We start from the raw sequence: 23112 nt of genomic DNA on the forward strand, positions 1-23112 counted from the left end.
TATTGATGCTTGATTTTAAATTTGATGATGAACAGGAACTTCTAAGGAGAACCGTCAGGGAGTTTTGTAACAGGATAATTTCCCCAAATATAGGCAAAATGATGAGAGATAAAAGAATCCCTGATGAGGTTGTTAAGGGCCTTGGTGAAATGGGACTAATGGGAATGACAATAGCTGAGAAGTACGGAGGTCCAGGGCATGATCCTGTTACCGTTGGAATAGTAGCCGAAGAAATTGCAAGAGCAGATCCAACCATGTCAATACCTGTTCTTTTCCTTGTTCACAACGCATGGTCTTACCTCATATCCAAATATGGAAGCGAAAAATTGAAAGAAGACGTGCTTCATGATGCTTCCAAAGGAAAAAAGATAATAGGTATTGCATCCACTGAGCCAGATTTTGGGTCGGATGTTGCATCAATGAAAACATATGCTGAAAGAAATGGAAAAAAACTCAAAATCTTTGGAGAGAAGAGTTATATTAGTCTGGTGAGGGATGTAAAAGAGACTGGAGGTGGGTTTGTCACCGTTGCCAAAACAGATAGGAACAAGGAAGGGACAAAAGGCACTTCACTGGTTTTCCTACCTTACTCAGATGATTATCTTGATGTGACATACCTCGAAGAGATGGGAAGAGAGGGTTCAAGCTGGGGGGCATTCAAAATCAACGGTGCAGAGATCCCGGATGAATACATAATTGGAAAAGAGAATGAAGGCTTTAAAATAATTCATGAGGGATTTGAATTTGCGAGAGGCCTGATTGCAGTAATAAGTGCCGGGGCCGCGCTTGAATCAATAAAAAGAGGTGTTGAATACATAAAGAACAGAAAGGCCTTTGGGAAGGAACTTAGCCGCTTTGAAGGTCTGCAATTTCAGGTTGCAGAGAATGTTGCAAGGATGGAAACTGCCCTTGATCTTGGATACAAGGCACTATGGGTCTACTGGCAGGAACAGGCTTTCCATAAATACACGAGATTTCAGGTGAGTAAGGAGATTGCAAAGGCAAAGCTTCTCTCCACAACCTGGGCATTTGATGCCATAAATGACGCTCTTCAGTGGCAGGGAGCATTCGGATATTCAAAGGATTGCCCGGAAGAGTGGGCTCTGCGGGGTGTAAGGTCATTTCAACTTGCTGAGGGTTCAAGAGAAATAATGAAGGTGATAATAGCAAGAGAAACAATAGGAAAAGATTTTATTTAATCAACAAATATTAATTTATGATTTGTCCCTATTGTGGAACCACCCTCAGGGATGGGGCTGACCACTGTCCCATATGTCAGCACGATCTTAGATATCTCAACAAGGTCTATGATATCTCAGCAATAAGATCGTACGGTTTCATCTCTCTTATCTCATTCCTTATTTTTATTTTTTTTGACTCATATGTAATCTTCAATGGTTACAAAATTGGTTTCACAGGATTGATAATATTCCTTTTTGGAAATGTCATATTTCTTTATTCAATATATGTATTATTGAGATTCTATAAAGAGGATGAAAAAAATTTTTCTTCAGAACTACTTTCATCCAAAATTTTACTTGTGATTTTGATTATATTAAATGCATTTTCCTTACTTCTCACTATTAAGGAATTTCAGTCTTTGGATGTTTTGATTTTTTACTACCCAGTTCTGTTTATATTCTACTTTTTAATTATTTTTTTGTCCTATGGCGTCAGAAAAGTGTTCAAAATCGTGAATGTCAGTGGTGGGCGTCTTTTTTTTATCCTCTTCGTGATTGGTGGATTTATAAGCCAAAATTTTCAGCTTATAACTCAATCTGCAACCACAAGAGCAGTGTTGAATTTAATAAACAGCGAAAAAACATCGGGATTGAGTATCACTGGTATCGGAAACCTGGATGCAACCGCGTACCACTATGAGTTTTACCTCTCTATTTCAGGTCTTTTTTTACTTTGTATATCTTCACTCATTATAATTTTGAAAATGAGAGATATACCATCACATTCTGATGTCTTTCAGTGATCTGAATATGTTTATTATCTGTTCCTTTGTTATTTCCTTGGAAAGGTATGCAAAGAGGAAATATATGAGAAAACCTAAAAAAATTCCCAAGGAGAGAAATATAAATTCATATGGCACTATCATAACACTGTAAAAATAGAGGAAAATCATCATTGGTATGGCCATTATTAAGTGTCTCCATATCCTTGGAAATGTTCCATGGCCATTCAGTTTAACATATGCTTCCCTCATCAGTAAATATGAAAGCAACATTCCAAGAGTGAATGAAATACATGCACCGGTAACGCCTAGTCCCAGAAGCTTAACCGAACCTATTCTTTCAGGGATTATGAGAATATTTAGTATTATATTCACAATTATTGAGATTATGGATATTCTTGCCAGCTTCCTTTGCCCTTCCTTGCTTATAATTGCTGATTGATACGTTATACCTATAACATAAAGGTAGTTTCCCACTGCAAGTATTGAAAATGAAAGGAAGTATGGTTTGTAAATGCTGTTGAATATATTGAGAATGTAAGGGGAAAAAAAGATGAAGCATAATACAAATGGCATTGAGATGAAGGAGAGAACCCTCTCATACTCAATAACGTCTTCATTGAACGCAAATCTGGATTTTTTTCCAAATGATGAGAGCAATGGAAGTACGAAAAGTGATGCGGAGGCCGAAATTGATCCTATTATACCAACTATTTTCTGATCTGTGCTCAGCGCACCAACGGCTATTATTCCGTAAAAGAACTGAACAAGTATCTTGTCAAGATTGAGATTTATAATTCCAACGGTGGTAGACAAGGCAAGGGGAGCAGAAAATTTGATAAATCTGGATATTGAGGACCTCTTTGGACGCCTGAGACCCCAGGGTCTTCCAATGAAATAGAGTATAAGAAAATATATTAAATAACTGATGTCATAAATGAGGCTGAATAGAATAACAACAAGGAGGCCAATTGGTTTAATAATATGAAATATGTAAAAAACACCAATCATTATCAGAGATCCATTTCTAAGAACAGATTCTATAAGCTGTGGTATTGCAATCCTGTTATTTTTAAGATATGCCTGATTGTAAGAATTAAATACCATCAGCAATGAGTTGAACACATAATATGGGATTATTGCTATTGCTGCCCAGAATTCAATTGGGTTTTCAAACCCCCTGTGAAGTATGTAAACCCAAATGAGAAGGGATGATATGACAGCAAAGGAGAACAGAATGACCATTATGACCTTTATGAAGGCAAATGTGCTCATGTCCTCCTTTACCTTTTCTTCATCATTTTTGTCTGAAGAGATAAACTTCAGATTTGTTGTGTTTATTCCAAAATCAAGAAATATTGAAAAAATTCCAGCGAATGCTATTGAATAACTGAGATAACCCCAATATACGGGACCAATAAATCTGTTAATAAAAAACAATGAAGCGTACCCAAGGATTGAAGATATAATTGTCTGCAATAGAATTATGGGTGAACGCTTTGAAAACACTTCTTGCTAAATAAAATATGGTATTTAATGGTTTAAGTTCAGTCTGATTCTCCGCCTGCTGGGTTTGAAGATGGAGGTGATGATGACTTTGAACCCTTTGTTGCAATTACATCGTCGATTCTCAGTATCATCACAGCTGCCTCAACAGCTGAGTCAATTGCCTGCTTTCCAACCCTTATGGGTTCAATGACACCAAGCTTAACCATGTCATCAATTTCACTGGAGAATAGGTTTAGTCCTGCATTCTTGTTTCCTTTTGCATGCTCAGTTCTAAGGTTTATTATAACGTCAATAGCGTTTATTCCTGCGTTTTCTGCAAGTGCTCTTGGCAGCTCCTCAAGACCGTTTGCGAATTTTTCAATTGCAAGCTGCTGCCTTCCTCCAACCTTGTTTGCATATTCTCTTAGTTTTACCGCAAGCTCAATTGCTGATGCTCCACCACCAGCAACATACTTTCCGTCCTCCACAGCAGCGGCAACCACATGGAGGGAGTCCACAATTGATCTCTCTATCTCATCAACAACGTGCTCAGTTCCTCCCCTAACAAGTATGCTAACAGCCTTCGGATTCTTGCAGCCTGTTACAAATGTGAGGTAATCCTCTCCAATTTTTATCTGCTCAACCTTATCTGCATGTCCAAGGTCACTCTCTGATAGTTCATCTATTGATGATGCAATTGTTGCACCTGTGGCTTTTGAGAGTTTCTCAATATCGCTTTTTTTAACTCTTCTGACTGCGTAGATACCTTCCTTTGAGAGATAGTGCTGTGCAAGATCATCAATGCCCTTCTGTGTGATCAGAACATTGGCACCTGTTGCCTTCACCTTTGAAACCATCTCTTTTAGAAGTTCCTCTTCCTCTGAAAGGAATTTCTGTATCATTGTAGGATCGTCTATCCTGATGTTTGTGTCAAATTCTGGCTTTTTAATTTCAAGTGCTGCATTAAGAAGAGCAATCTTTGCATTTTTAACAACGTCAGGCATTCCAGGGTGAACCTTCTCCTTATCCACAATTATTCCCATTATGAGCTGTGTTTCATCTATATCTCCACCCTGCTTCTTTACTATCTGAATGTTGTCAAAATCCACATGGACGTTTCCTTCCCTCTCTTCCATTACAGCCTTTATTGCATCGTAGGATATTTCTGAAAGTAATTTCTTGCTACCTGAAGCAGATTTGCTTCCCAGTGAGGTCTCGGCCATTCTGAGTATAACATCCTTGTCTTTTATTGAGACCTTTGTTGCAACACTCTCCAATATCTCCTTTGCCTTCTGTGCTGCCATTCTGAAGCCCTCAGATATAACAGTGGGATGAACATTCTGATTTATCAATGCCTCAGCTTCCTGTAGAAGAGCGCCGGCAAGGACCACAGCTGTTGTTGTTCCATCTCCAACCATGGTGTCCTGTGTCTTTGAAACCTCAACCATCATTTTAGCAGCAGGATGCTCTACATCCATCTCTTTGAGAATGGTAACACCGTCATTTGTTATGACTATGTCCCCAAGGGAATCCACAAGCATCTTATCCATTCCCCTTGGGCCAAGACTTGTCCTGACTGCAGTTGAAATAGCCTTTGCAGCCTCAATGTTCGATTTCATTGCATCCTTTCCGGTTTCTCTTTTGCTTCCTTCCTTTAATATGAATATAGGTTGTCCTCCCATCATGATTATCGATTAGTAAAAATAAACTTCTATATAAATATTACTAAAACTCATACATTAATGGAGATGGAAAAAGTGCTGAAGATGATGTTTACGATGATGAGTTTTTATTATATAATAATGGTTAAATCAGGAACTTTCAGATTCTCTCTCTTCTTTTTCTATTTCCTCAAGAGCCTTTTTTGCAATTTTTGGGTGTTCATCATATTTTGTCTGTGAGTTAAATACAGTTCTTATTACTCCTTTCTTGTCAACCACGTATGTGACTCTCTCCGGTATAAGACCTGCCTTTATATCCAGCAATTTATGTATGCTTCTATCTTTATCTGCAATTATATGAAATGGTAATCTGTTTTTCTCTATGAATTTTTTATGTTCATCAGAATCGGCCTTGTTTAACCCTATAACAACTGCGTTCAGATTTTTGAAACTATCTATTTCATCCCTGAAAATACAGGCTTCTTTTGTACAACCAAGGGAGTTGTCCTTTGGATATGAGTAAATCACAATGTTATATTTTCCAATGTAATCAGATATGTTTATTGGGTTTCCATTCTCATCCCTGCCTGAAAAATTAGGCAATTTATCACCGACTTTTAGTGTCATGTTTACGTATATGATATCTAAAGTAATAAATATGAGATATTTACATTAATATATGGTCAAAAATATTAGTCTTCTTTTAAATGAAAAAAATAGTGGATCACATTTATTATTTTCAATGGATTAACCAATGAATGAAAATTTTTGTTAAATCATCAAGAGAAGAGAAAGAGAAAGAAACAGCCCAGGTTTTTTTATCCAGTGATGAACCAATTTATTTAGGAGTGAGGATGAAGCCCGCACCAGGTGTCTGGGAGAAACTAATGGGTCAGAAAACACTCTATCTTGATTTGATGGGAAAAGAAATTGAAACGGAGATAAAATACCGGATTGAGGTTGGTGATTCCACCATATTCTTCGTTACAGGAAATTCTAAGGAAATGGAAATACTAAAGGAGGAGTTAGGTGCCTGATCAGTATACAAAGGTAAATAAAAGGATAACAAAAATAAGAGGGGAATATTATTCTGAGACTGATGTTAACTCCCCTCTGTTTTCAGAAAAAATTGTTAAAATAAAGGGTAAAAAGTACAGGGAGTGGGACAGCAGGCATAGTAAATTATCAGCCTATATGAACCTGGGTGATTACCCATTTCCATTTTCTGAGGATACGGATGTTTTATATCTTGGAGCATCATCGGGCAACACCGTCTCCCACATATCAGATATATGCCCGGATGGATCTGTTTTTGCAGTGGAATACTTTCCAGAGCCGTTTCTATCACTATTAAATATATCTGAAAAAAAGAAGAACCTGTTTCCAATTCTTTCTGATGCAAGATTCCCTGAAAAATATGGTTTCTTTATTGAAAAATCCCCAGAGGTTATTTACCAGGATATATCGCAAAGGGATCAGACATCAATATTTTTAGAGAATTTGAAATATTTTAATAACTGGGCTTATGCTTTCCTTGTTATTAAGGCAATTTCAATAGATTCTACGAAACCTCCTGATGTGGTTAAAAACAAGCAGGTTGAAATTCTGAGAAAAGAAAAATTAAGAATCATTAAAGAAGTGAATATCTCAAAATATCACAGAGGTCACTTCATAATAGTTTTGAAGAATACAAAATGATGGGAAAATGTATATTTTAAATTTAAATGCGTGAAACATGGAAAGTCAGGAAAATGATAATGTTTTCAATATAAAAACCTTTGAACTCATTGGATTTAAGAGAAAAAAATGCACCAGTTGTGGTAAGTATTTCTGGACATCTGACAGTGAAAGGAGGACATGCGGGGATCCTCCATGTGATTCCTACACTTTCATAGGAAATCCTGCAGGAAAAAAACAGCTTCGCCTCGATGAGGCAAGAAGACTTTTCATAGATTTCTTTTCGGTGGATCATGGATTTCTGAAACCATATCCGGTTATTCCCAGATGGAGGGAGGATGTATTTCTGGTAAACGCATCAATTTATGTTTTTCAGCCACACGTTACTTCAGGATTGGTTCCACCACCTGCAAATCCCCTTGTAATGTCTCAACCCTCAATAAGACTCAATGACATCGATTCAGTTGGTGTTACGGGAAGACACCTGACATCTTTTGAGATGTTATGCCATGATTCATTCAATTCAGATGAAAATGAGGTATACTGGATAGACGGGACAGTAGAAAGATGCTACAGGCTTCTAACAGATGGAATGGGAATATATGGTAAGGAGATAACATTTAAGGAAAACCCATGGTTCGGAGGCGGAAATGCAGGCAATGCTCTGGAGGTTTTTGTGAGGGGGCTTGAGGTTGCCACCCTTGTGTTTATGGACCTAGTTGAAGACCCAGAGGGAGAAATTTTGCTTGATGGAACCAGATACACACACATGCGTAATAGAATTGTGGATACAGGATATGGCCTTGAAAGACTTTCCTGGGTCACACTTGGCTCCCCTACAGTGTATGATGCAATATTCCCTGAAGTTGTAGATTGGATTCTTGAAAAAGCAAATCTCCATATTAAAAACAGGGAGTTCATGAAGGAAATTACTGAGCATTATTCAACTGATGGAGAGTATCCAGAAAGCATAGTTGCTGATCTGATAAAAGGAGGAAAAATAACAGGAAAGGAACAACTGAACTTCATAAGGGATGCATATATACTGGCAGATCACACAAGGACAATATTCAGAATACTTAGGGAATATGTGATTCCTTCAAATGCCAAGCTTGGATATCTGGTTAGACTGCTTCTCAGAAGAACTTTCAGAGCAATGAAAAACCTGGGACTAAATGTACAGGATCTTCTGGAAGCAATAAAAATGCATTCAGAAAGTCTGAAAGAAATAAGCCCCGGATATGATGCTGAATTCTTTGAAAAAACAATTAACAGGGAATTTGAAAGGTACAAAATTTCAGAGGAAAATGGAAGGTCAGAGGTTTTGAAGATTTTAAAGAAGAAACATGGACTTGATGAAAAAGACCTTGAAATTCTCTACGATTCATATGGTATAGTACCTGAAATATCTGTAAAGGTTGCCAGAGAGAATGGGATCACTGTGAGAATTCCTGAGAATTTTCATGAGAAGATTGTAAACAGACACTCAAAAAACGCAAAGGAAAATGAAGAGTCATTTTATGTTCCGGAATTCCGTGATCTTGAAACAAGAACACTCTATTATGACGATCCAAGGCTTCTTGAATTCTCTGCAATAGTTCTTGCCTCAAAGGATAATTATGTTGTTTTAAATCAGACTGCATTTTATCCCACTGGAGGTGGACAACCTAACGATTTTGGTTACCTTCAGGTCGGATTTAAAAAATATCAGGTAACAGAGGTTTTCAAGCAGGGGAATGCCATAATTCATAAGATAGATGGTGTGTTGGAACAGGATACCAAAGTACAGGGACATGTTGATGGTCAGAGAAGAAAACAGCTTATGATACATCACACCTCAACTCATCTGCTTCTTGGCACTTTAAGGAAAATGTACGGTAAACAGGTATGGCAGGCCGGTGCACAGAAAAATGTTGATTACAGCAGGCTGGATGTTACCATTGACAGAAAGATAGAAAGGGAGGATGTGATAAACATAGAGAATGAATGCCTTAAGACAATAATAGAAAACCACACTGTTACTGCAAAAAGATTGCCATGGAATGCAGCAGTGGAAAAATATGGATTTATTCTTTTTCAGGGCGGTGTCCCATTATCACCTTATTTGAGAGTTGTTGAAATTGAGGGTGTGGATGTGGAGGGCTGCGGTGGAACCCACCTTTCTGCAACAGGACAGATAGGTTTTCTTAAGATAATATCTGTTGAGAACATACAAGAAGGCGTTGTGAGGTTTACGTTCTGTGCAGGTCCTGCAGCCCTTAAACATGTGGAAAAACAGGAGGATTTTCTGATTAAAATTAAGGAAATTGTTAAATCTCCGGAAAATACAGTTGAAAAACTTGAGAATATAGTTAAGGAATGGCTTGAATTTGGAGATAAGTTGAAAAGAATGTATCAGAAAAATGCGGAGGAAAAAATAGAAAATCTATTGAAAGAGGGGGATTCAGATAAATTCATTGAACTGAATGAAGAGGATGAGGAAATTTTAAAGAATATCATATCCATTTGTCTCAGGAAAAAAGTGGATGCTGTTGTACATAAGGGAAATGAATTGACGGTGATCCTCGGGAATGGAAAGAGCAAAAAAAGAATTGAAACTCAATATGGAATAAAACTGGATGAAAAATCAAAGGTAACTGTGGTTTCAAAATAATTTATAAAAAATATATTTTGTTTCATTTATTAACCACATTATAACAATATCTGTTTTTCCATTTTTTACAGTTATAATGATAATTTTATATAAATTAAATTTTCATTTTATCTGTAACTGATAAAAGAACCAAGTTGAAAATCAAAAACAATTATTATACAATATGGAATCACCAATCAATGAGTGAATTTGATGCAATAGTTGTTGGTGCAGGTCCTGCAGGTTCATCAGCTGCAATTAAGATGGCATCAAATAAATTAAATGTCTTACTTGTTGACAGGGCAGATCCTCCTGGAAGCAAAAATGTTTCCGGTGGAGTTTTATGGGGGAACAACCTATCATCTGTTATTCCGGATTATGAGAAAAATGCCCCTCTTGAAAGATATGTTGAGGCCAAGGGTGTGGCTTTTCTGACAAAGGATTCAAAGATTGGGATAGATTTCAGATCAAAAAAATATGGGAATGGTGTTTACTCAGGATATACAGTTTTAAGGACAAAATTCGATGAGTGGCTTTCAAAAAAGGCCAAAGAGTCCGGAGCAATGGTTGTTTCAGGTGTAACCGTTGATAAGATAGCATTCAAGGATGGAAAAGCCATAGGTGTTGAGCAGAACGGTGAGATCATAACATCAGACTCTGTAATACTTGCAGAGGGTGTGAATTCAAGAGTTGCAATAAATTCAGGAATAAAGAAAAAACTTGATGATTCTCATGCTGCAATAGGAGTTAAAGAGGTTATTAAGTTATCTGAGAATTCAATTAATGAGCGCTTTAATCTCTCTGATTCAACAAAAGGTTTTGCATCAGAATATGTGCTGGGTTTTCTTGAAGGTGGAGTTCGAGCAGGAGGCTTCCTCTACACAAATAAGGACAGCATTTCCATAGGGGCTGTTATATCAATGGGGACATTGAGGGAAAACAATTCAACATATTCATTTAATGTAATAGAGCAGTTTAAAGAGCATCCTTTCATTGCGCCTCTGCTGGATGGTGGGAAGGTTGTTGAATACAGTGCTCATCTTGTACCCGAGGGAGGAGTTTCCACTGAAAATATTTACGGTGATGGTTACATGATAGCAGGTGATGCAGCAGGTTTTTCATTCAGTAACGGACTTGTTCTTCAGGGTATGAACTATGCAATTGAATCAGGAATAAAAGCTGGAGAGACAGTTTTGGAAACAAAGGGAGTTGAATCAAAAGACAGATTCAGTCTATATGTAAAGAAGTTGAAGGAGACATTTGTACTGAAAGATATGGAGAGGTTTGCAGGTTCTGATAAAATCACGTGGAGCGAGGGAGTTCACAACATTCTTCCGGAGTTTCTGGAAAGTACAATGAGTGAAGTTTTTTCTGAGAACGGAATGCCGAAAAAACATCTTGGTGAAATCGTTCTTCATAATCTTCTATCTGACAAGAAAAAGAGAAAGAATCTTATTATGACATTATACAGCATGGGGAGGAGGCTGTAAAGATGATGAAAATAGAAGAAAGACTGGCACTACTCAACTATAAGATAGATAAGGAATATGCACACATATCTGTAAATCCAGAGATATGTGAGACTTGCCCTGATCATTTCTGCACATTTGCATGTCCTGCAAAGTGTTACACACTTATAGATGGAAAACTGAATTTTCAATATGAGGACTGTGTAGAATGCGGAACATGCGATTTTGCCTGTTCCCATGGTAGTGTGACCTGGACAAACACAAAGGGTGGTCATGGGGTAAAATACAAATTCGGGTGATACAATGGCTCTGGAGATAATTTGCCTTATAAAACAGGTTCCGGACAGCAATGAGGTGGAGATAGACCCTGTTACATTCACTCTGAAGAGGGCCACAGCAAGAAATGTAATAAATCCATCTGATGAAAATGCCCTGGAAGCAGCCCTGAGAATCAAGGATAAAAATGATGCAAAGATAACTGTTATTTCAATGGGGCCACCATTCGCAGATGTTGCAATACTTGAGGCAATGGCCAGAGGAGGGGATCGTGGAATACTAATTACGGACAGGGCCTTTGCAGGAGCGGATACCTATCCCACTGGCCTTACACTTGCAGCAGCAATTAATAAAATAGGTAAATTCGATATCATTTTTGCCGGTGAGGAGAGTACAGACGCTTCAACTGGACACGTTGGTCCAGGAGTGGCTGAATTTCTTGGAATAGAACAGGCATCCTATACTTCAAATTCCTGGTTTGAAAATGGATATGTTTATGCAGACAGGGAACTTGAATATGGAACTGAAACGGTTAAAATGAAACCGCCATGCCTCATAACAGTTCTTACTAATTCCAATATACCAAGGAATGCCACACTCAGAAGAAAAATAGATGCTCAGAGGAAGGGTGTTGAAACATGGACACTTAAGGATCTTGACCTTAAACCAGAATGGGTTGGAAAAAGCGGTTCTCCAACAGTGGTACAGGGCATGAAAGGCATAATGGAAAAAAAGAGGGAGGGAAAGAGATACGGCATTGACGATTTGGGAAAACTTGTTGATGAGATGATCAGCAGTGGAGTACTGAAATTGTGAGGTGGAATGATGTCAGGACTTTTAAATGCAAAGGTAGCAGAAAAACCAGATGAGTACAAAAATGTGATGATTTTTCTCGAGACAAGGGATGGGAAGATTGCAAAGCCCGCACTTGAAATGATAACTGCAGGTTCAAAACTTGCAAGAGATGTAAATGAAAAGCTGATTGGTGTAGTGATGTCTGATGATGTTTCATCTCTTTCCGATGAGGCAGGTTATTATGGTTGCGATATTGTTATAGGACTTCAGTCAAAGGCTTTAAAAGAGTTCAGAACGCTTCCATATGCTGCCATGTTCTCTGATGTAATAATGGAGATGAAACCAAATATAGTTCTTGTTGCAGCCACCAGAAATGGAAGGGATATGGCTAGCAGGGTTGCAGTTAGATGCAGAACCGGAGTTGCTGCTGACTGCACTGAATTTGAAATAGATAAAAAAACAAGGATCATGGTTGGAAGGAAACCAAGTTATGGAGACAGCGCATTTGCGGAAATACTTTGCAAAGATTACAGACCTCAAATGGCAACTGCAAGACCAGGAACATTTATACCCCCGGAGAGGGATGAAAAAAGGAAATTTCAGAAGGATATAAGAAACGTAAAGATTCCTGATGAATTTCTAGGCAAGGAAATTGTAGAGTTCAAGCCAAAAAAGGAAATGGATCTGTCGTCGGCAAAAGTTATAGTTAGTGGAGGGTTAGGACTTGGTAAACCCTCTGGATTTAAGCTGATAGATGAACTTGCAAAGGAATTGAATGGACAGGTTGGAGCCACAAGGCCCGTGGTTGATCTTGGGTGGATATCCAGGGATCACCAGATAGGGCAGACGGGGCAGACAGTAAGGCCTGATATCTACATCGCAGCAGGTATTTCAGGTAGTCCTCAGCATACAATGGGAATGAAAAAAAGTGGAATAATAATATCAATAAACAGTGATCCTGATGCGGAGATTAACCAGATTTCTGATTATATTATAACAGCGGATCTTTACACTGCAATACCAAAACTTCTTGAAGAAATAAGAAAAAGAAAGGGTGCCACGGTGGAAGAGGAAATTGTGAAAGAGGCGGGAACACAAAAAAAAGTAAGGTCGAAAAAGAAAAAGGAAAATGAAGAATGAAAATTATGAATTGCAGTTATGAGTATAGAGGCGTAATTTCACTCATATTTTTATTTTCTTTTTATAATGCATCTATCTTTTAAGTAAGAAAAGGAACTCCACATCGCTGCTTTTTTCATTGCTGTCCCTTTGTTATTTATAAGTTTTTTAATAGTTCTCTAAGCAAGTCCTGTGAATAGTTAAAAATGTGTCACATAAAATAATATAAATGGAAAAATTAAATAATTACGAGAAATAACAACCAGATTGAATCTTATATTAGCCCTGGAATATTTCAGCTACGTGGCCTCCGCCATGTTTGCAATTATTAATCCAATAGGTGCCATACCAACATTGGTATCCCTTACACAGGATTATTCAGACGTTGAAAGAAAAAGAACCATCAGAATGGCCATAATGATGGAGGCCGGCATGCTTTTTGGTTTTGTCTTTGTTGGGATATATGTTTTTCAGATACTTGGCATAAACATAAATGATTTTAAGGTTGCAGGTGGCATATTACTGTTCAAGGTTGCATTCGATATGCTTCAGGGAAGGCCGTCAAATACCAAACTGACAAAAGAGGAGAGCATGGAATCCACAGAAAGGGAAACAATTGGAATTGTTCCAATTGGTACTCCACTTCTGGCAGGTCCAGGTTCAATAACAACTGCAATTATTTTGAACACAAGGGCAATAGGAATTAGTGAGAAAATGGGTTTCTATTCAGGCATATTGCTTGTTCTCCTTCTATCATTCATTATTCTTCACTATTCATTTGCACTTTCAAAAAAACTTGGAAGGACGGGGACAACCGTGATCTCAAGAATTATGGGACTTCTCCTTGCGTCCATTGGTGTTGAACTTATATCCACAGGCATAATTGCCATAGTTCAGAGTATTTAACCAAATGTGGAAAGGAATATGGAGATCATCTCATCAAGGCTGAACTGACCTTCTGAAGTTGGATTGTGAAGATAACAGTATGTGAAATCAGAGCACAGAATGGCGGTTGCTATTCTCATCTTTCTTGATGATTCTCCTAGAGGAATGATGGAAAATGGTTTGCTGATATTCAGGGAAGTTGCCTCCCAGATTGCCTGTGCAAGGCTGTTTATATCGAAATATGATGCCACCTTCCCGGCACCTGAATTGTATGTTATTATCTCTCTCATCCTTACCATTGCAAGTTCCGGAGATGCTTCATGTGTGGAAATTATTGTCCTTTGTGGATCATAATCCACTTTTATATCCTTCAGATCATCAATGTCTATATCAAAAATGAAATTGTTGTATCCATCCGCAATTTCATAATATTCCCTCACCTCCTTACCTCTCCCCCTGTAAGTGAATATGATAGGTATCTTGGATGAGTTAAGATAATCCATATAATCGTTCATCTTTCTCTTTCCAGCCTGAGAAATAAGATCGAATCTTCCCTCCATAACTATGTTGTAAAGACCATTAATTTCCCTTAACTTTTCCAAATCCTGATCATTTATTGTTTCTGGATTTGTGGAAACAGCAATTGTTGGTGCCTTTCCCCTGACAAGAATGGAGGATGCTTTTAATTTAGCCATATATGGATAGTAATTCTGATTATAAAAATCTCTAAATTTTTATCAGAAAAATAAACTGGTTACGAAAATATTTGTATTGTTTTCTGGGTTGTGTTTTTTATTTAATTATGTAAATTTTGTTCTACTATAATGAAAAGTATTATTTCACAGTAAGTTATTAATGGGCATTGGCATCAGATTTGAAGAACATTGCTTCTATGATACAGAGGATGATAGGTATGGATATGTTGGAAATTAAAAAAGGTGGAAAATACAAGGTTATATCAAACAGCGGTACAGATCAACCCATGATAACAGAGGGTGAGTACATCGGTTATACTCTCATGGGAGAAGACGGTGCAGTGGTTTTCAAAATGGAAGATGGAATGATGAGGCTTATTCCCGTTGGAAATCTTATTGCAATAGAGTTTAAACCGGAAGAAATAGAAACAAAGGAGAAAAAAGAGGATAAAAAGGAAAATCTAACCTACATAAGCTGAATTCTGTAAATCTCATTGTGCAGAGCTCCAGAACTATTTAACACACTCTCGTAAAATACCAGACTGGTGAATTTCATCTCAGTTTCCTCCAGTCTTTCCTTAAATTTTTCCAAATTTTCCTGCCTTTTGAACCTTCCCAGGGTGATGTGTGGCCTGAAGTTTCTATTTTCCCTCAGATTTTCAGGAGTGTTTTCTCTGACCTGCCTGTAAATTTCAAATAGATCTTTCCCTTCAGCCAGAAAGCAGGCAACCCTTGCATATTTTGAGTTTGGAAGCCCTTCAGGCCCAAATATCTTATAAGTCCCTGATTTCATATTAACATTGTTACATTTCTTATATATCTGTTTTAAAACCCTATCCTCTATGTCTGAAAAAAATTCAATTGTTATATGAAACCCAGCTCTGTCAGGCCTGAAGGAATTGTATTTTTGAATCATCATCTCCTGAAAATTTGTAAGAAAGATACCCTCAACAGGTATTCCTATGAAAGCCCTCATTCCGGATGCATCCTATTTATACTATATTATACTTACCTGATCATGTCTCTGGTTCCTGATAATCTCAGATATACAAAAACACATGAATGGATAAAAGAAGAGGGGGAAAATGTGATCATTGGGATCACAGATTTTGCCCAGAAACAGATAACAGATATTGTTTTTGTAGACCTTCCAAAAGTGGGTAAAAAAGCCCAGTCTGGAAAACCCCTTCTCACCATTGAATCTGTAAAATCTGCAGAAGATATCATATCTCCCGTTGATGGTGATGTTGTTGAGGTAAATAGGGTTCTTGAGCAGAAACCTGAAGCTATTAATGAAGATCCTTATGGTACTTGGATTGTAAAAATAAGGAAGTCTGGAGAGATAAAAGAGAGCATTGGCGCTGAAGAATACAGGAAATTCACAGGGGAATGAACAGAAAGGATAATTATTACAGACTGGCCAAAAAGGAGGGTTTCAGAAGCAGGGCTTCCTTCAAACTGATTGAGATTGACCAGAAGTTTTCCATACTGGGAAGGGGTATGAGAGTTCTGGAAATAGGTGCATCACCAGGTGGATGGACCGATGTTATCATTCAGACTGAGCCTTCCTACCTGCTCTGCGTTGATATACAGGGGAAAACTTCCAGAGGTTTTCCTGATACAATTAAAGGTGATATAAGAAGAAATGAAACCTGGGAAAAAATAAGGGAGTTTTCAGAGGGGATGCCATTTGATATCATAGTTTCAGATGCCATGACACATACAACTGGAAAGAGTGATTTGGATCATGGTGCTTCACTGGAAATTTGTAATGCAGTTCTTTCAGAGGGTGTGAAAACTCTATCAAATGGTGGTGCGATGCTTTTAAAACAGTTTCAGGGAACTTACACAGAAGAATTCATTAAAAAGGCACAAATGTATTTTCATGTGGTAAAGGTAACCAAACCCTCAGCTTCAAGAAAAGAGAGCAGGGAGATATATATCATAATGAAAGGTTTTCATTGGTAGTTTCATTCTTCCCAATTATTTCAAGTACCCTGTCCCTGAACTCATATGCCACTATGGCAACCATCTTTCTTGCCTTTTCCTCCCTGTTTTCAATAATATCCCTGAGTCTCCTTCCTATCTCTTCCTCTCTTGCTATATCCATATTTCTTAAAGCGGAATTTCTGTTCACCTCTTTTCTCCACTCCACAACAAATGCCTCAGGTGAGCTCAGGTCAAAAGAATGGTGCATGAGCCTTCTCCTCACCGTTATAAATTTGATAAAATGCCTGAATTTGAATTCTTCATCATACTTCTCTGAAAACGTGTCCTCATCCATATCTATTCCAACCATTTCAACTTCCCTTTTTTTTCCATATATTACGGGCTGAACATATATTGGAGGGGGTGTCTCAACTTCTCCAAACCTTGCAAGTATGGTTCCGTATATAACGTCGTAATCACCAAGGGGTACCTCAAATGGATCGTCCAGAAATTTTGTAAGCCCTTCCACCTCCTCTGGCGATATGTCCATTATGATTCTATCTGGAAGCTCTTCATGTAGAAAATTTTTAATGGCCTCTCCCTCTGAAACCAGACCCTTTATGCCAAAACATATTAAAAGATCTGATCCTGAGGCTGTCCTCATCCTTTTAATTTCCAAATCAATCCCCTTTCAGTCTCGTGATTTTTTTCATCAGTTCATCCTGATCCTTAAGATCACTGATGGTGTTAACAGTGATCACAGGGCAACCCCCAATTCTCTCCTTTGATGAAGATTCCTTTGATATTATTAGAGGCTGCACATCAAGTACTTCTGAGGATTCCCTTATCATTTTAATCCTTTCAGTCTGTACCATCATATTCTGAAATATTCCAAGAAGTCCATTCCAACTGTCTCCCGTTGCTGTTGCATCAAATGGTAATTTTGTAAAAAATTCAGGAATCAAACCAAGATTCACCAGAAGTCTGTCCACCTCGGAAAACAATGGATCCTCCGGTTCAGGAAAGTTACTCTCACATTCTATTGCGTTTTTCAGATCTATTTCGTTTGATATGTCTGTTTGCAAAAGATATTTAAGTTTTCTGTAAACCTCCATTGTTGAGGCAGTTCCAGATTCATAAAGGGAAATGGATCTCCTAGATACCCCAATCTTGTTTGATATGTAGCCAATAGACATGCCAAGCTTTATCCTGGCTTCGTGCATTCTCTCCCCATTTATCTGTACATAATACCCACCAGGGGCAGAAAATGTGCTTGGCCTGTCTCCCTCTATATATTTCTCAATTGTGTTTAAAGTCATTATTGGTATTCCATGCCTAAAATATACAATTTCATCTTCGAGATATCCAGTTCCGGATCTTCCTCCAACAACCACCGCAATGGCATCAAAACTTCTTGCCAGCTTTTTCAGATCATCAGAGCTCTCAGGACGGAGAGTATCCACATTGTAGAGAACCTTTATTATAATTACCTCTTTTTCATTCTTCCCTATAATATCGAATGACAGGTTTGAATAGTACTCGGAATGGCTTACCCTATATCCATTCCTTATGAAGAAATTTCTCAATTCCCTGATTGTATCTATCCTGAAGTTATCCAATGCAAGGGACTATCATATTAAAAATATTTAAATTTTTTTAATTCTCAAAAACATCCCTTAAAATTTATATGAGCAAAGCATGTCTCACAGTGATCATTTTCAAAATGGGTGGAAGTGTCATCACGGACAAATCAAAATATTGTACGGAAAATAGAGGTGCAATTTTAAGGATTGTTGATGAAATTTGCAGCATAAATGAAAGGATGGCAGTTGTCCATGGAGGTGGATCATTTGGCCACATAGCCGCTGCCAAATATGATCTGAAAGGGAAAATAGATGCTAAGAAGGCAAGGGGAATCTCAATAGTCAAGAGTGATATGGAAAAATTAAATTCCATTGTGGTCAGGGCATTTATTGACGCAGGTATGAATGCAGTTGGTATCTCTCCATTTTTCACAGAACATATGAATACTGATGAATTTTTGAATGAAATGGTTAATGATGGCCAGATACCCATAATGTATGGGGATGTGACCGTGAAAAACGGTGAAGTTAAAATTGTTTCAGGTGATGACATTATAATTTCTGCCTCAGAAATACTGAAACCTGAAAAAGCAATAATATTCAGTGATGTGGATGGTATTTTTGACAAGGATCCAAAAAAACATAATGACGCCAGAATCATAAAAAAACTGGAAACACATGATGTTTTATTTTCAGATGTTGAAAACGATGTGACAGGTGGTATGCGAAAAAAATATTCTTCCATGATTGCCTTGAAAAACATGGGTGTAAAAACATATTTAATCAATGGAAATTATCCTGAAAGAATGCATGATATAGGAAAGGATGAATTTATAGGGACTGAGATAGTATGATAGAAAACAGAAAGGAGGAACATATAAGAATTGCAGAGAACCAGAGTGTTGATGCCAGGCACAATTTCTGGGACGATATAACTTTGATTCACAGATCAATTCCAGAGGTTGACTTTGATAAGATAGAAACCTCTACGGATTTTCTTGGAAAAAAAATTGCATATCCAATGATCATCTCATCCATGACTGGTGGTACAGAACTTGCTAAAAAGATAAATCTAAATCTTGCAACCGCTGCAGAGAAATTTGGGATTCCCATGGGGCTTGGTAGTATGAGGGCTGCCCTGGCAAAGAAAGAATTGTCCAATACATATTCAGTAATACTTGAGAGAAAGGTGCCCGTCCGTCTTGCAAATATAGGTGCACCTCAGCTTATTGAACAGGATAAAAAACCATTGTCTCATGGTGATATTGAATTTCTTATGAATTTGATTGATGCACACTTCCTCATAATACACTTCAATTTTCTTCAGGAGATGATACAGCCAGAGGGGGATAGAAATGCAAAGGGAGTTTTAAAGGCAGTGAAGGAGATTGCTTCAAGTTTCCCTGTGATTGCAAAGGAGACTGGAGCTGGTTTCTCCCTTGATGATATAATGGACCTTAAGGATGCAGGTGTGAAAGGAATTGATTCAGGAGGCCTTGGAGGTACTTCATTCTCAGCCATTGAATACTACAGAGCAAAATCCTCGGGAGAAATGGAAAAGGCTGAGGCCGGTAAAACCTTCTGGAGCTGGGGAGTTCCATCTCCAGTGACGGTTAAGCTTGCATCACAATTTCTCCCGGTGATTGGAAGCGGGGGATTGAGAAATGGCCTTGATCTATTTAAGGCCATAAGGATGGGGGCCTCTGCAGGTGGTTTTGCAAAAACTCTCCTTTCATCTGCAGATGCATCAGCTGAACAGATTTCAGAAAAGATAGGAATGATCATAAGGGAACTCAAGATTGCAATGTTTTTAACAGGTTCATCAACTGTTAATGATATATCAAAGGCGAAAATGTTTGTAAGGGGAGAATTGAAGGAGTGGATGGATTATTATGGATGAGAATAACTTTTTTGAAGAGGAACAGAATGATGTGAAATGCCCTGTGTGCAATTCAAACCTTTTTTACACACAGATGATAACTGATATTGCCTTTGAGAGGAGAATTCTCATACAAACATACTACTGCAAGAAATGCCTTTTCAAGAGAAATTCAGTGATTCCCCTGGACTCTGGTAAAGCTGTCAGGATCAGGTACGAAGTTTCCAGAGCTGAGGATCTCAGAACAATAGTTTACAGATCACCAGATGCCAGAATCACCATTCCTGAAATAAATGGTGAAATAGAACCAGGAACAATATCTGACGGTGAAGTGACAACGGTTGAAGGGGTCATAACTAGATTGTCGGAGAATATGCTCATTGCAATTGATGAAAATGATGAATCTGCAAAGGAAAAAATGAAATTCCTAAAGGATTTCAGTGAGGGAAAAAGGATTCCTTTTACACTGATAATTGAGGATGAATCCGGTTTATCAACAGTGAGGAGTCCAAGAGCCATTACAGAAATTCTTGTCTAATGAAAAAAACTTTATTCCAATAAAAAATACTTCAACATGAAGGTCATTGGTATTACGGCCATGAAGACCGGAAGCGGAAAAACAACGGTCACCGGAGCGTTGCTTCACAGGCTGAAAAATTCTGTACAGATAAAAATAGGCCCCGACTTTCTGGATCCAATTGTTCATAGCAAGGTTTCAGGAAACAGAGGCTACAATATGGATAAATGGCTGCAGGGGAGAAGATTTTCTCAGGTACTTACAAAAGCAGCTGCAAAATACGATTATGCTGTGGTCGAGGGAGTCATGGGAATGTACGATTCAGGTTCTTCTGAAATTTACAACACATTTGATTATTTCAGGATGCTTAAAATTCCATATATTCTTGTTGTAGATGCCTTTTCATCTGCAGAATCCCTATATTATATGGCCAAGGGATTCTTAAGAAATCTGTGCGCAGGTGTCATAATCAACAGATACACAGGTGAAAAACATCTTAGTATGGTGAAGGCCCCATTTGAAAAGAATGGTGTTCCCATTATTGCTGAAATTCCGTATATGGAGGAGACAAAGGTTTCCAGCAGGCATCTTGGACTTGACATATACAGTGATGAGGTGAGTAAAATATGGGAGAAAATATCCTCATTTATTAACACTGAAGCAATAAGAAAATGGGCACATTTTGATTCAGAGGCGGAAAATGAAAATAATTATTATGAAAAAAAAGGGCACATAGACATTGCCCTTGATGACGCCTTTACCTTTTACTATACAGATGCATTGGAAATGCTTGAAAGAAAATACAATGTGCATTACTTCTCACCTCTCAATGGTGATATTCCGGATGATCCCGATCTTGTCTATTTTGGAGGAGGGTATCCAGAATTGTTTCCTGATAAGCTTGGTAAACTTTACAGGCTTGCAGATTATCTGAAAGAGTTCCAGGGTCATATATATGGTGAATGCGGGGGTACCATGTACCTTCTTGAGAAGCTTGTAAACAATGATGGTGATTTTTATATGTCAGGAGTATTGAAAGGAAAATCATACATGGATAAAAGACCCGTTATAGGTTACACTGAAATGATATCTGAAAAGAACAATCCAATTTTTCATGAGAACAGTAAGTTAAGAGGACATGAATTTCACTACAGCAGGATTGAAAGTGATGAAAAAATGTCATTTCACATGATGAGGGGGAAGGGTATAAACGAAGGTGATGGACTCACAAAGAGAAATGTTCTTGGAACATATTCTCACATAAATATGGGTAGATATGTGAATGCAATGAAAAAAGGGGTTTTCAGTAAACCTCAGTGAGCCAGTTACTGTATCTGTTATCTTTTCCCTTAACTATGTTGAAGTACGTGTCCCTTATCTTTTTCGTTGTTTCTCCCGGCTGACCATCACCAATCTTTATTCCGTCAATATTAATGATCGGAGTTACTTCAGCAGCGGTGCCTGCGAAAAATACCTCATCGGCTATATAGAGCTCCTCCCTCCTTACAAATCTCTCCCTTACTTTGTAACCCATATCCTCGAATATTTTTATGAGTGAATCTCTCGTTATACCGAGGAGGATTGGACTGTCTCGCCCTGGAGTTATAACTTCTCCATCCTTTACGAGAAATATGTTCTCTCCAGGACCCTCAGCAACAAAACCGTTTCTGTCCAGAAGTATTGCTTCGTCAAAACCCGATTCCCTTGCCTCGTTCATTGCAATTACTGAATTTAGGTAATTTCCGCTAGCCTTTGCCTGAATTGGCAATACAGATGAATCTATTCTTCTCCAGGCTGCAACCTTACAGCTAAGGCCTTCCCACTTTGAAAAGTATTTGTCAAAAGGCACTGCTGCAATAAATGTACTGACCTTTTTTCCTCCAACCCCCACACCGATCCTTGAATCGTCATAAAATGCAAAAGGCCTGATGTAACTTGTTTTGAGATTATTCACCTTTACCAGATTTATGCATGCCTCTATGAGTTCTTCCTGGGAATGTTTGATTTCCATACTGTATATTTTTGCAGTTGCAAAAAATCTTTTAATATGCTCCCTAAGTCTGAAAATTGCCGCTCCTTTTATTGTTTCGTATGATCTGATTCCTTCAAAGATCCCGCTTCCATACTGCAATGAATGCGTCAATATTGGAACCTTTGCTTCTGATTCCTTTATAAATGATCCGTTAAGCCAGAATTTTCTCTCTTCTGTCATGATTACTTAATGCCCTATTGTTATTAAACAATTTTTTTAAAATTTCTTAATTTATATGCTTGTTAATCCGTTATCCTTCAAATATTGGCATTCTGTCAAGTTTAATAATTGTCAAAATTATGGATGCGATTATTTACCTGATATTCATTTTCTCAAACATCAGTCACTCTCTGTTAAATCTTAAAAATATAAATTTCAAATTATTATTATATAAAAAGGTAAAAAATAGTCTGGAAAGGAGCAGCTATCTAAGCAATGAACACAAATAATCTTACACATAGAGTTGCAAATCTACCCCATTTTGGATTTACAATTTATCTTCATAAATAGAC

At 37.8% G+C, this 23112-nt stretch carries 25 protein-coding genes; 17 read left to right on the top strand and 8 right to left on the bottom strand.

Translation table 11 applies throughout. From position 1 onward, the window contains the following. Positions 1-5 precede the first annotated feature (5 nt). Both ACNF4Z_RS02580 and ACNF4Z_RS02585 read left to right on the top strand, forming a co-directional pair. Positions 6-1199 (top strand): acyl-CoA dehydrogenase family protein, encoded by a 1194-nt coding sequence (locus ACNF4Z_RS02580; RefSeq protein WP_458327683.1) that lies wholly within the window; start codon positions 6-8, stop codon positions 1197-1199. A 17-nt stretch (positions 1200-1216) separates the two neighbouring features. Further along, positions 1217-1984 (top strand): zinc ribbon domain-containing protein, encoded by a 768-nt coding sequence (locus tag ACNF4Z_RS02585; RefSeq protein WP_458327684.1) that lies wholly within the window; start codon positions 1217-1219, stop codon positions 1982-1984. Here ACNF4Z_RS02585 and ACNF4Z_RS02590 read toward each other — a convergent pair. The 3 genes from ACNF4Z_RS02590 to ACNF4Z_RS02600 all read right to left on the bottom strand — a co-directional run bounded on the left by ACNF4Z_RS02590 (position 1961) and on the right by ACNF4Z_RS02600 (position 5739). After that, positions 1961-3472, bottom strand: a complete 1512-nt coding sequence (locus ACNF4Z_RS02590; protein ID WP_458327685.1) for an oligosaccharide flippase family protein — start codon at positions 3470-3472, stop codon at positions 1961-1963. The genes ACNF4Z_RS02585 and ACNF4Z_RS02590 overlap by 24 nt on opposite strands. Positions 3473-3510: 38 nt before the next feature. Then, positions 3511-5136, bottom strand: a complete 1626-nt coding sequence (thsB, locus tag ACNF4Z_RS02595) for a thermosome subunit beta (protein WP_458327686.1) — start codon at positions 5134-5136, stop codon at positions 3511-3513. A 126-nt stretch (positions 5137-5262) separates the two neighbouring features. Beyond that, positions 5263-5739, bottom strand: coding sequence for a peroxiredoxin (locus tag ACNF4Z_RS02600; RefSeq protein WP_458327687.1), 477 nt, complete (start codon positions 5737-5739; stop codon positions 5263-5265). 131 nt (positions 5740-5870) lie between these two features. Between ACNF4Z_RS02600 and ACNF4Z_RS02605 the strand changes: the two genes are divergently transcribed. The 8 genes from ACNF4Z_RS02605 (at position 5871) to ACNF4Z_RS02640 (ending at position 13986) form a co-directional block, all read left to right on the top strand. Further along, a complete protein-coding gene (locus ACNF4Z_RS02605) occupies positions 5871-6149 on the top strand; it encodes a hypothetical protein (RefSeq protein ID WP_458327688.1) in 279 nt (92 codons plus the stop codon). Further along, complete coding sequence (locus ACNF4Z_RS02610; RefSeq protein WP_458327689.1) at positions 6142-6810, top strand: fibrillarin-like rRNA/tRNA 2'-O-methyltransferase; 669 nt, start codon at positions 6142-6144, stop codon at positions 6808-6810. The genes ACNF4Z_RS02605 and ACNF4Z_RS02610 overlap by 8 nt, the downstream gene beginning before the upstream one ends. Before the next feature lie 37 nt (positions 6811-6847). After that, complete coding sequence (gene alaS, locus ACNF4Z_RS02615) at positions 6848-9442, top strand: alanine--tRNA ligase (protein ID WP_458327690.1); 2595 nt, start codon at positions 6848-6850, stop codon at positions 9440-9442. Positions 9443-9621: 179 nt separating this feature from the next. Further along, positions 9622-10911: an FAD-dependent oxidoreductase gene (locus ACNF4Z_RS02620; RefSeq protein WP_458327691.1), complete on the top strand. Its 1290-nt coding sequence runs from the start codon at positions 9622-9624 to the stop codon at positions 10909-10911. A gap of 2 nt (positions 10912-10913) precedes the next feature. Then, positions 10914-11189, top strand: coding sequence for a ferredoxin family protein (locus ACNF4Z_RS02625; protein ID WP_458327692.1), 276 nt, complete (start codon positions 10914-10916; stop codon positions 11187-11189). Positions 11190-11193: 4 nt separating this feature from the next. Beyond that, positions 11194-11982 (top strand): electron transfer flavoprotein subunit beta/FixA family protein, encoded by a 789-nt coding sequence (locus tag ACNF4Z_RS02630; RefSeq protein WP_458327693.1) that lies wholly within the window; start codon positions 11194-11196, stop codon positions 11980-11982. Between the two features lie 9 nt (positions 11983-11991). Continuing rightward, positions 11992-13101, top strand: coding sequence for an electron transfer flavoprotein subunit alpha/FixB family protein (locus ACNF4Z_RS02635; protein WP_458327694.1), 1110 nt, complete (start codon positions 11992-11994; stop codon positions 13099-13101). A 246-nt stretch (positions 13102-13347) separates the two neighbouring features. Beyond that, positions 13348-13986, top strand: a complete 639-nt coding sequence (locus ACNF4Z_RS02640) for a MarC family protein (RefSeq protein WP_458327695.1) — start codon at positions 13348-13350, stop codon at positions 13984-13986. Here the strand turns inward: ACNF4Z_RS02640 and ACNF4Z_RS02645 are convergent. Beyond that, a complete protein-coding gene (locus ACNF4Z_RS02645) occupies positions 13983-14660 on the bottom strand; it encodes a type I 3-dehydroquinate dehydratase (protein WP_458327696.1) in 678 nt (225 codons plus the stop codon). The two genes, ACNF4Z_RS02640 and ACNF4Z_RS02645, sit on opposite strands and share 4 nt — an antisense overlap. A gap of 167 nt (positions 14661-14827) precedes the next feature. On the opposite strand from ACNF4Z_RS02645, the gene ACNF4Z_RS02650 reads away from it, so the two are divergent. Then, positions 14828-15139 (top strand): hypothetical protein, encoded by a 312-nt coding sequence (locus ACNF4Z_RS02650; protein ID WP_458327697.1) that lies wholly within the window; start codon positions 14828-14830, stop codon positions 15137-15139. Here the strand turns inward: ACNF4Z_RS02650 and thpR are convergent. Then, entirely contained in the window at positions 15127-15636 is a 510-nt protein-coding gene (thpR, locus tag ACNF4Z_RS02655; protein ID WP_458327698.1) for an RNA 2',3'-cyclic phosphodiesterase, read from the bottom strand. The genes ACNF4Z_RS02650 and thpR overlap by 13 nt on opposite strands. A 42-nt stretch (positions 15637-15678) precedes the next feature. On the opposite strand from thpR, the gene gcvH reads away from it, so the two are divergent. Together gcvH and ACNF4Z_RS02665 are read left to right on the top strand one after the other, a co-directional pair. Then, entirely contained in the window at positions 15679-16053 is a 375-nt protein-coding gene (gene gcvH / locus ACNF4Z_RS02660) for a glycine cleavage system protein GcvH (RefSeq protein WP_458327699.1), read from the top strand. Beyond that, complete coding sequence (locus ACNF4Z_RS02665) at positions 16050-16628, top strand: SAM-dependent methyltransferase (RefSeq protein ID WP_458327700.1); 579 nt, start codon at positions 16050-16052, stop codon at positions 16626-16628. The genes gcvH and ACNF4Z_RS02665 overlap by 4 nt, the downstream gene beginning before the upstream one ends. Here the strand turns inward: ACNF4Z_RS02665 and ACNF4Z_RS02670 are convergent. Together ACNF4Z_RS02670 and ACNF4Z_RS02675 are read right to left on the bottom strand one after the other, a co-directional pair. Beyond that, positions 16603-17268 (bottom strand): hypothetical protein, encoded by a 666-nt coding sequence (locus tag ACNF4Z_RS02670; RefSeq protein WP_458327701.1) that lies wholly within the window; start codon positions 17266-17268, stop codon positions 16603-16605. The genes ACNF4Z_RS02665 and ACNF4Z_RS02670 overlap by 26 nt on opposite strands. 1 nt (position 17269) lies before the next feature. Next, the gene (locus ACNF4Z_RS02675; RefSeq protein ID WP_458327702.1) at positions 17270-18208 is read right to left on the bottom strand and encodes a helix-turn-helix domain-containing protein; all 939 of its coding nucleotides are present in this window, start codon (positions 18206-18208) and stop codon (positions 17270-17272) included. A gap of 68 nt (positions 18209-18276) precedes the next feature. Between ACNF4Z_RS02675 and ACNF4Z_RS02680 the strand changes: the two genes are divergently transcribed. The 4 genes from ACNF4Z_RS02680 to ACNF4Z_RS02695 are packed head-to-tail and all read left to right on the top strand — an operon-like array spanning position 18277 to position 21888. Continuing rightward, on the top strand, positions 18277-19026 hold the full coding sequence (locus ACNF4Z_RS02680; protein WP_458327703.1) for an isopentenyl phosphate kinase: 750 nt from the start codon (positions 18277-18279) through the stop codon (positions 19024-19026). Continuing rightward, positions 19023-20072: a type 2 isopentenyl-diphosphate Delta-isomerase gene (fni, locus tag ACNF4Z_RS02685; protein ID WP_458327704.1), complete on the top strand. Its 1050-nt coding sequence runs from the start codon at positions 19023-19025 to the stop codon at positions 20070-20072. Before ACNF4Z_RS02680 ends, fni begins: the two co-directional genes overlap by 4 nt. Continuing rightward, on the top strand, positions 20065-20589 hold the full coding sequence (locus ACNF4Z_RS02690; RefSeq protein WP_458327705.1) for a ZPR1 zinc finger domain-containing protein: 525 nt from the start codon (positions 20065-20067) through the stop codon (positions 20587-20589). The genes fni and ACNF4Z_RS02690 overlap by 8 nt, the downstream gene beginning before the upstream one ends. 36 nt (positions 20590-20625) lie before the next feature. Then, complete coding sequence (locus tag ACNF4Z_RS02695; protein ID WP_458327706.1) at positions 20626-21888, top strand: cobyrinate a,c-diamide synthase; 1263 nt, start codon at positions 20626-20628, stop codon at positions 21886-21888. Here the strand turns inward: ACNF4Z_RS02695 and ACNF4Z_RS02700 are convergent. Further along, positions 21872-22780: a branched-chain amino acid transaminase gene (locus ACNF4Z_RS02700; RefSeq protein ID WP_458327707.1), complete on the bottom strand. Its 909-nt coding sequence runs from the start codon at positions 22778-22780 to the stop codon at positions 21872-21874. The two genes, ACNF4Z_RS02695 and ACNF4Z_RS02700, sit on opposite strands and share 17 nt — an antisense overlap. Positions 22781-23112 lie beyond the last annotated feature (332 nt).

It is taken from the genome of Caldiplasma sukawensis (genome assembly GCF_052315375.1).
Lineage (GTDB): Archaea > Thermoplasmatota > Thermoplasmata > Thermoplasmatales > Thermoplasmataceae > Cuniculiplasma.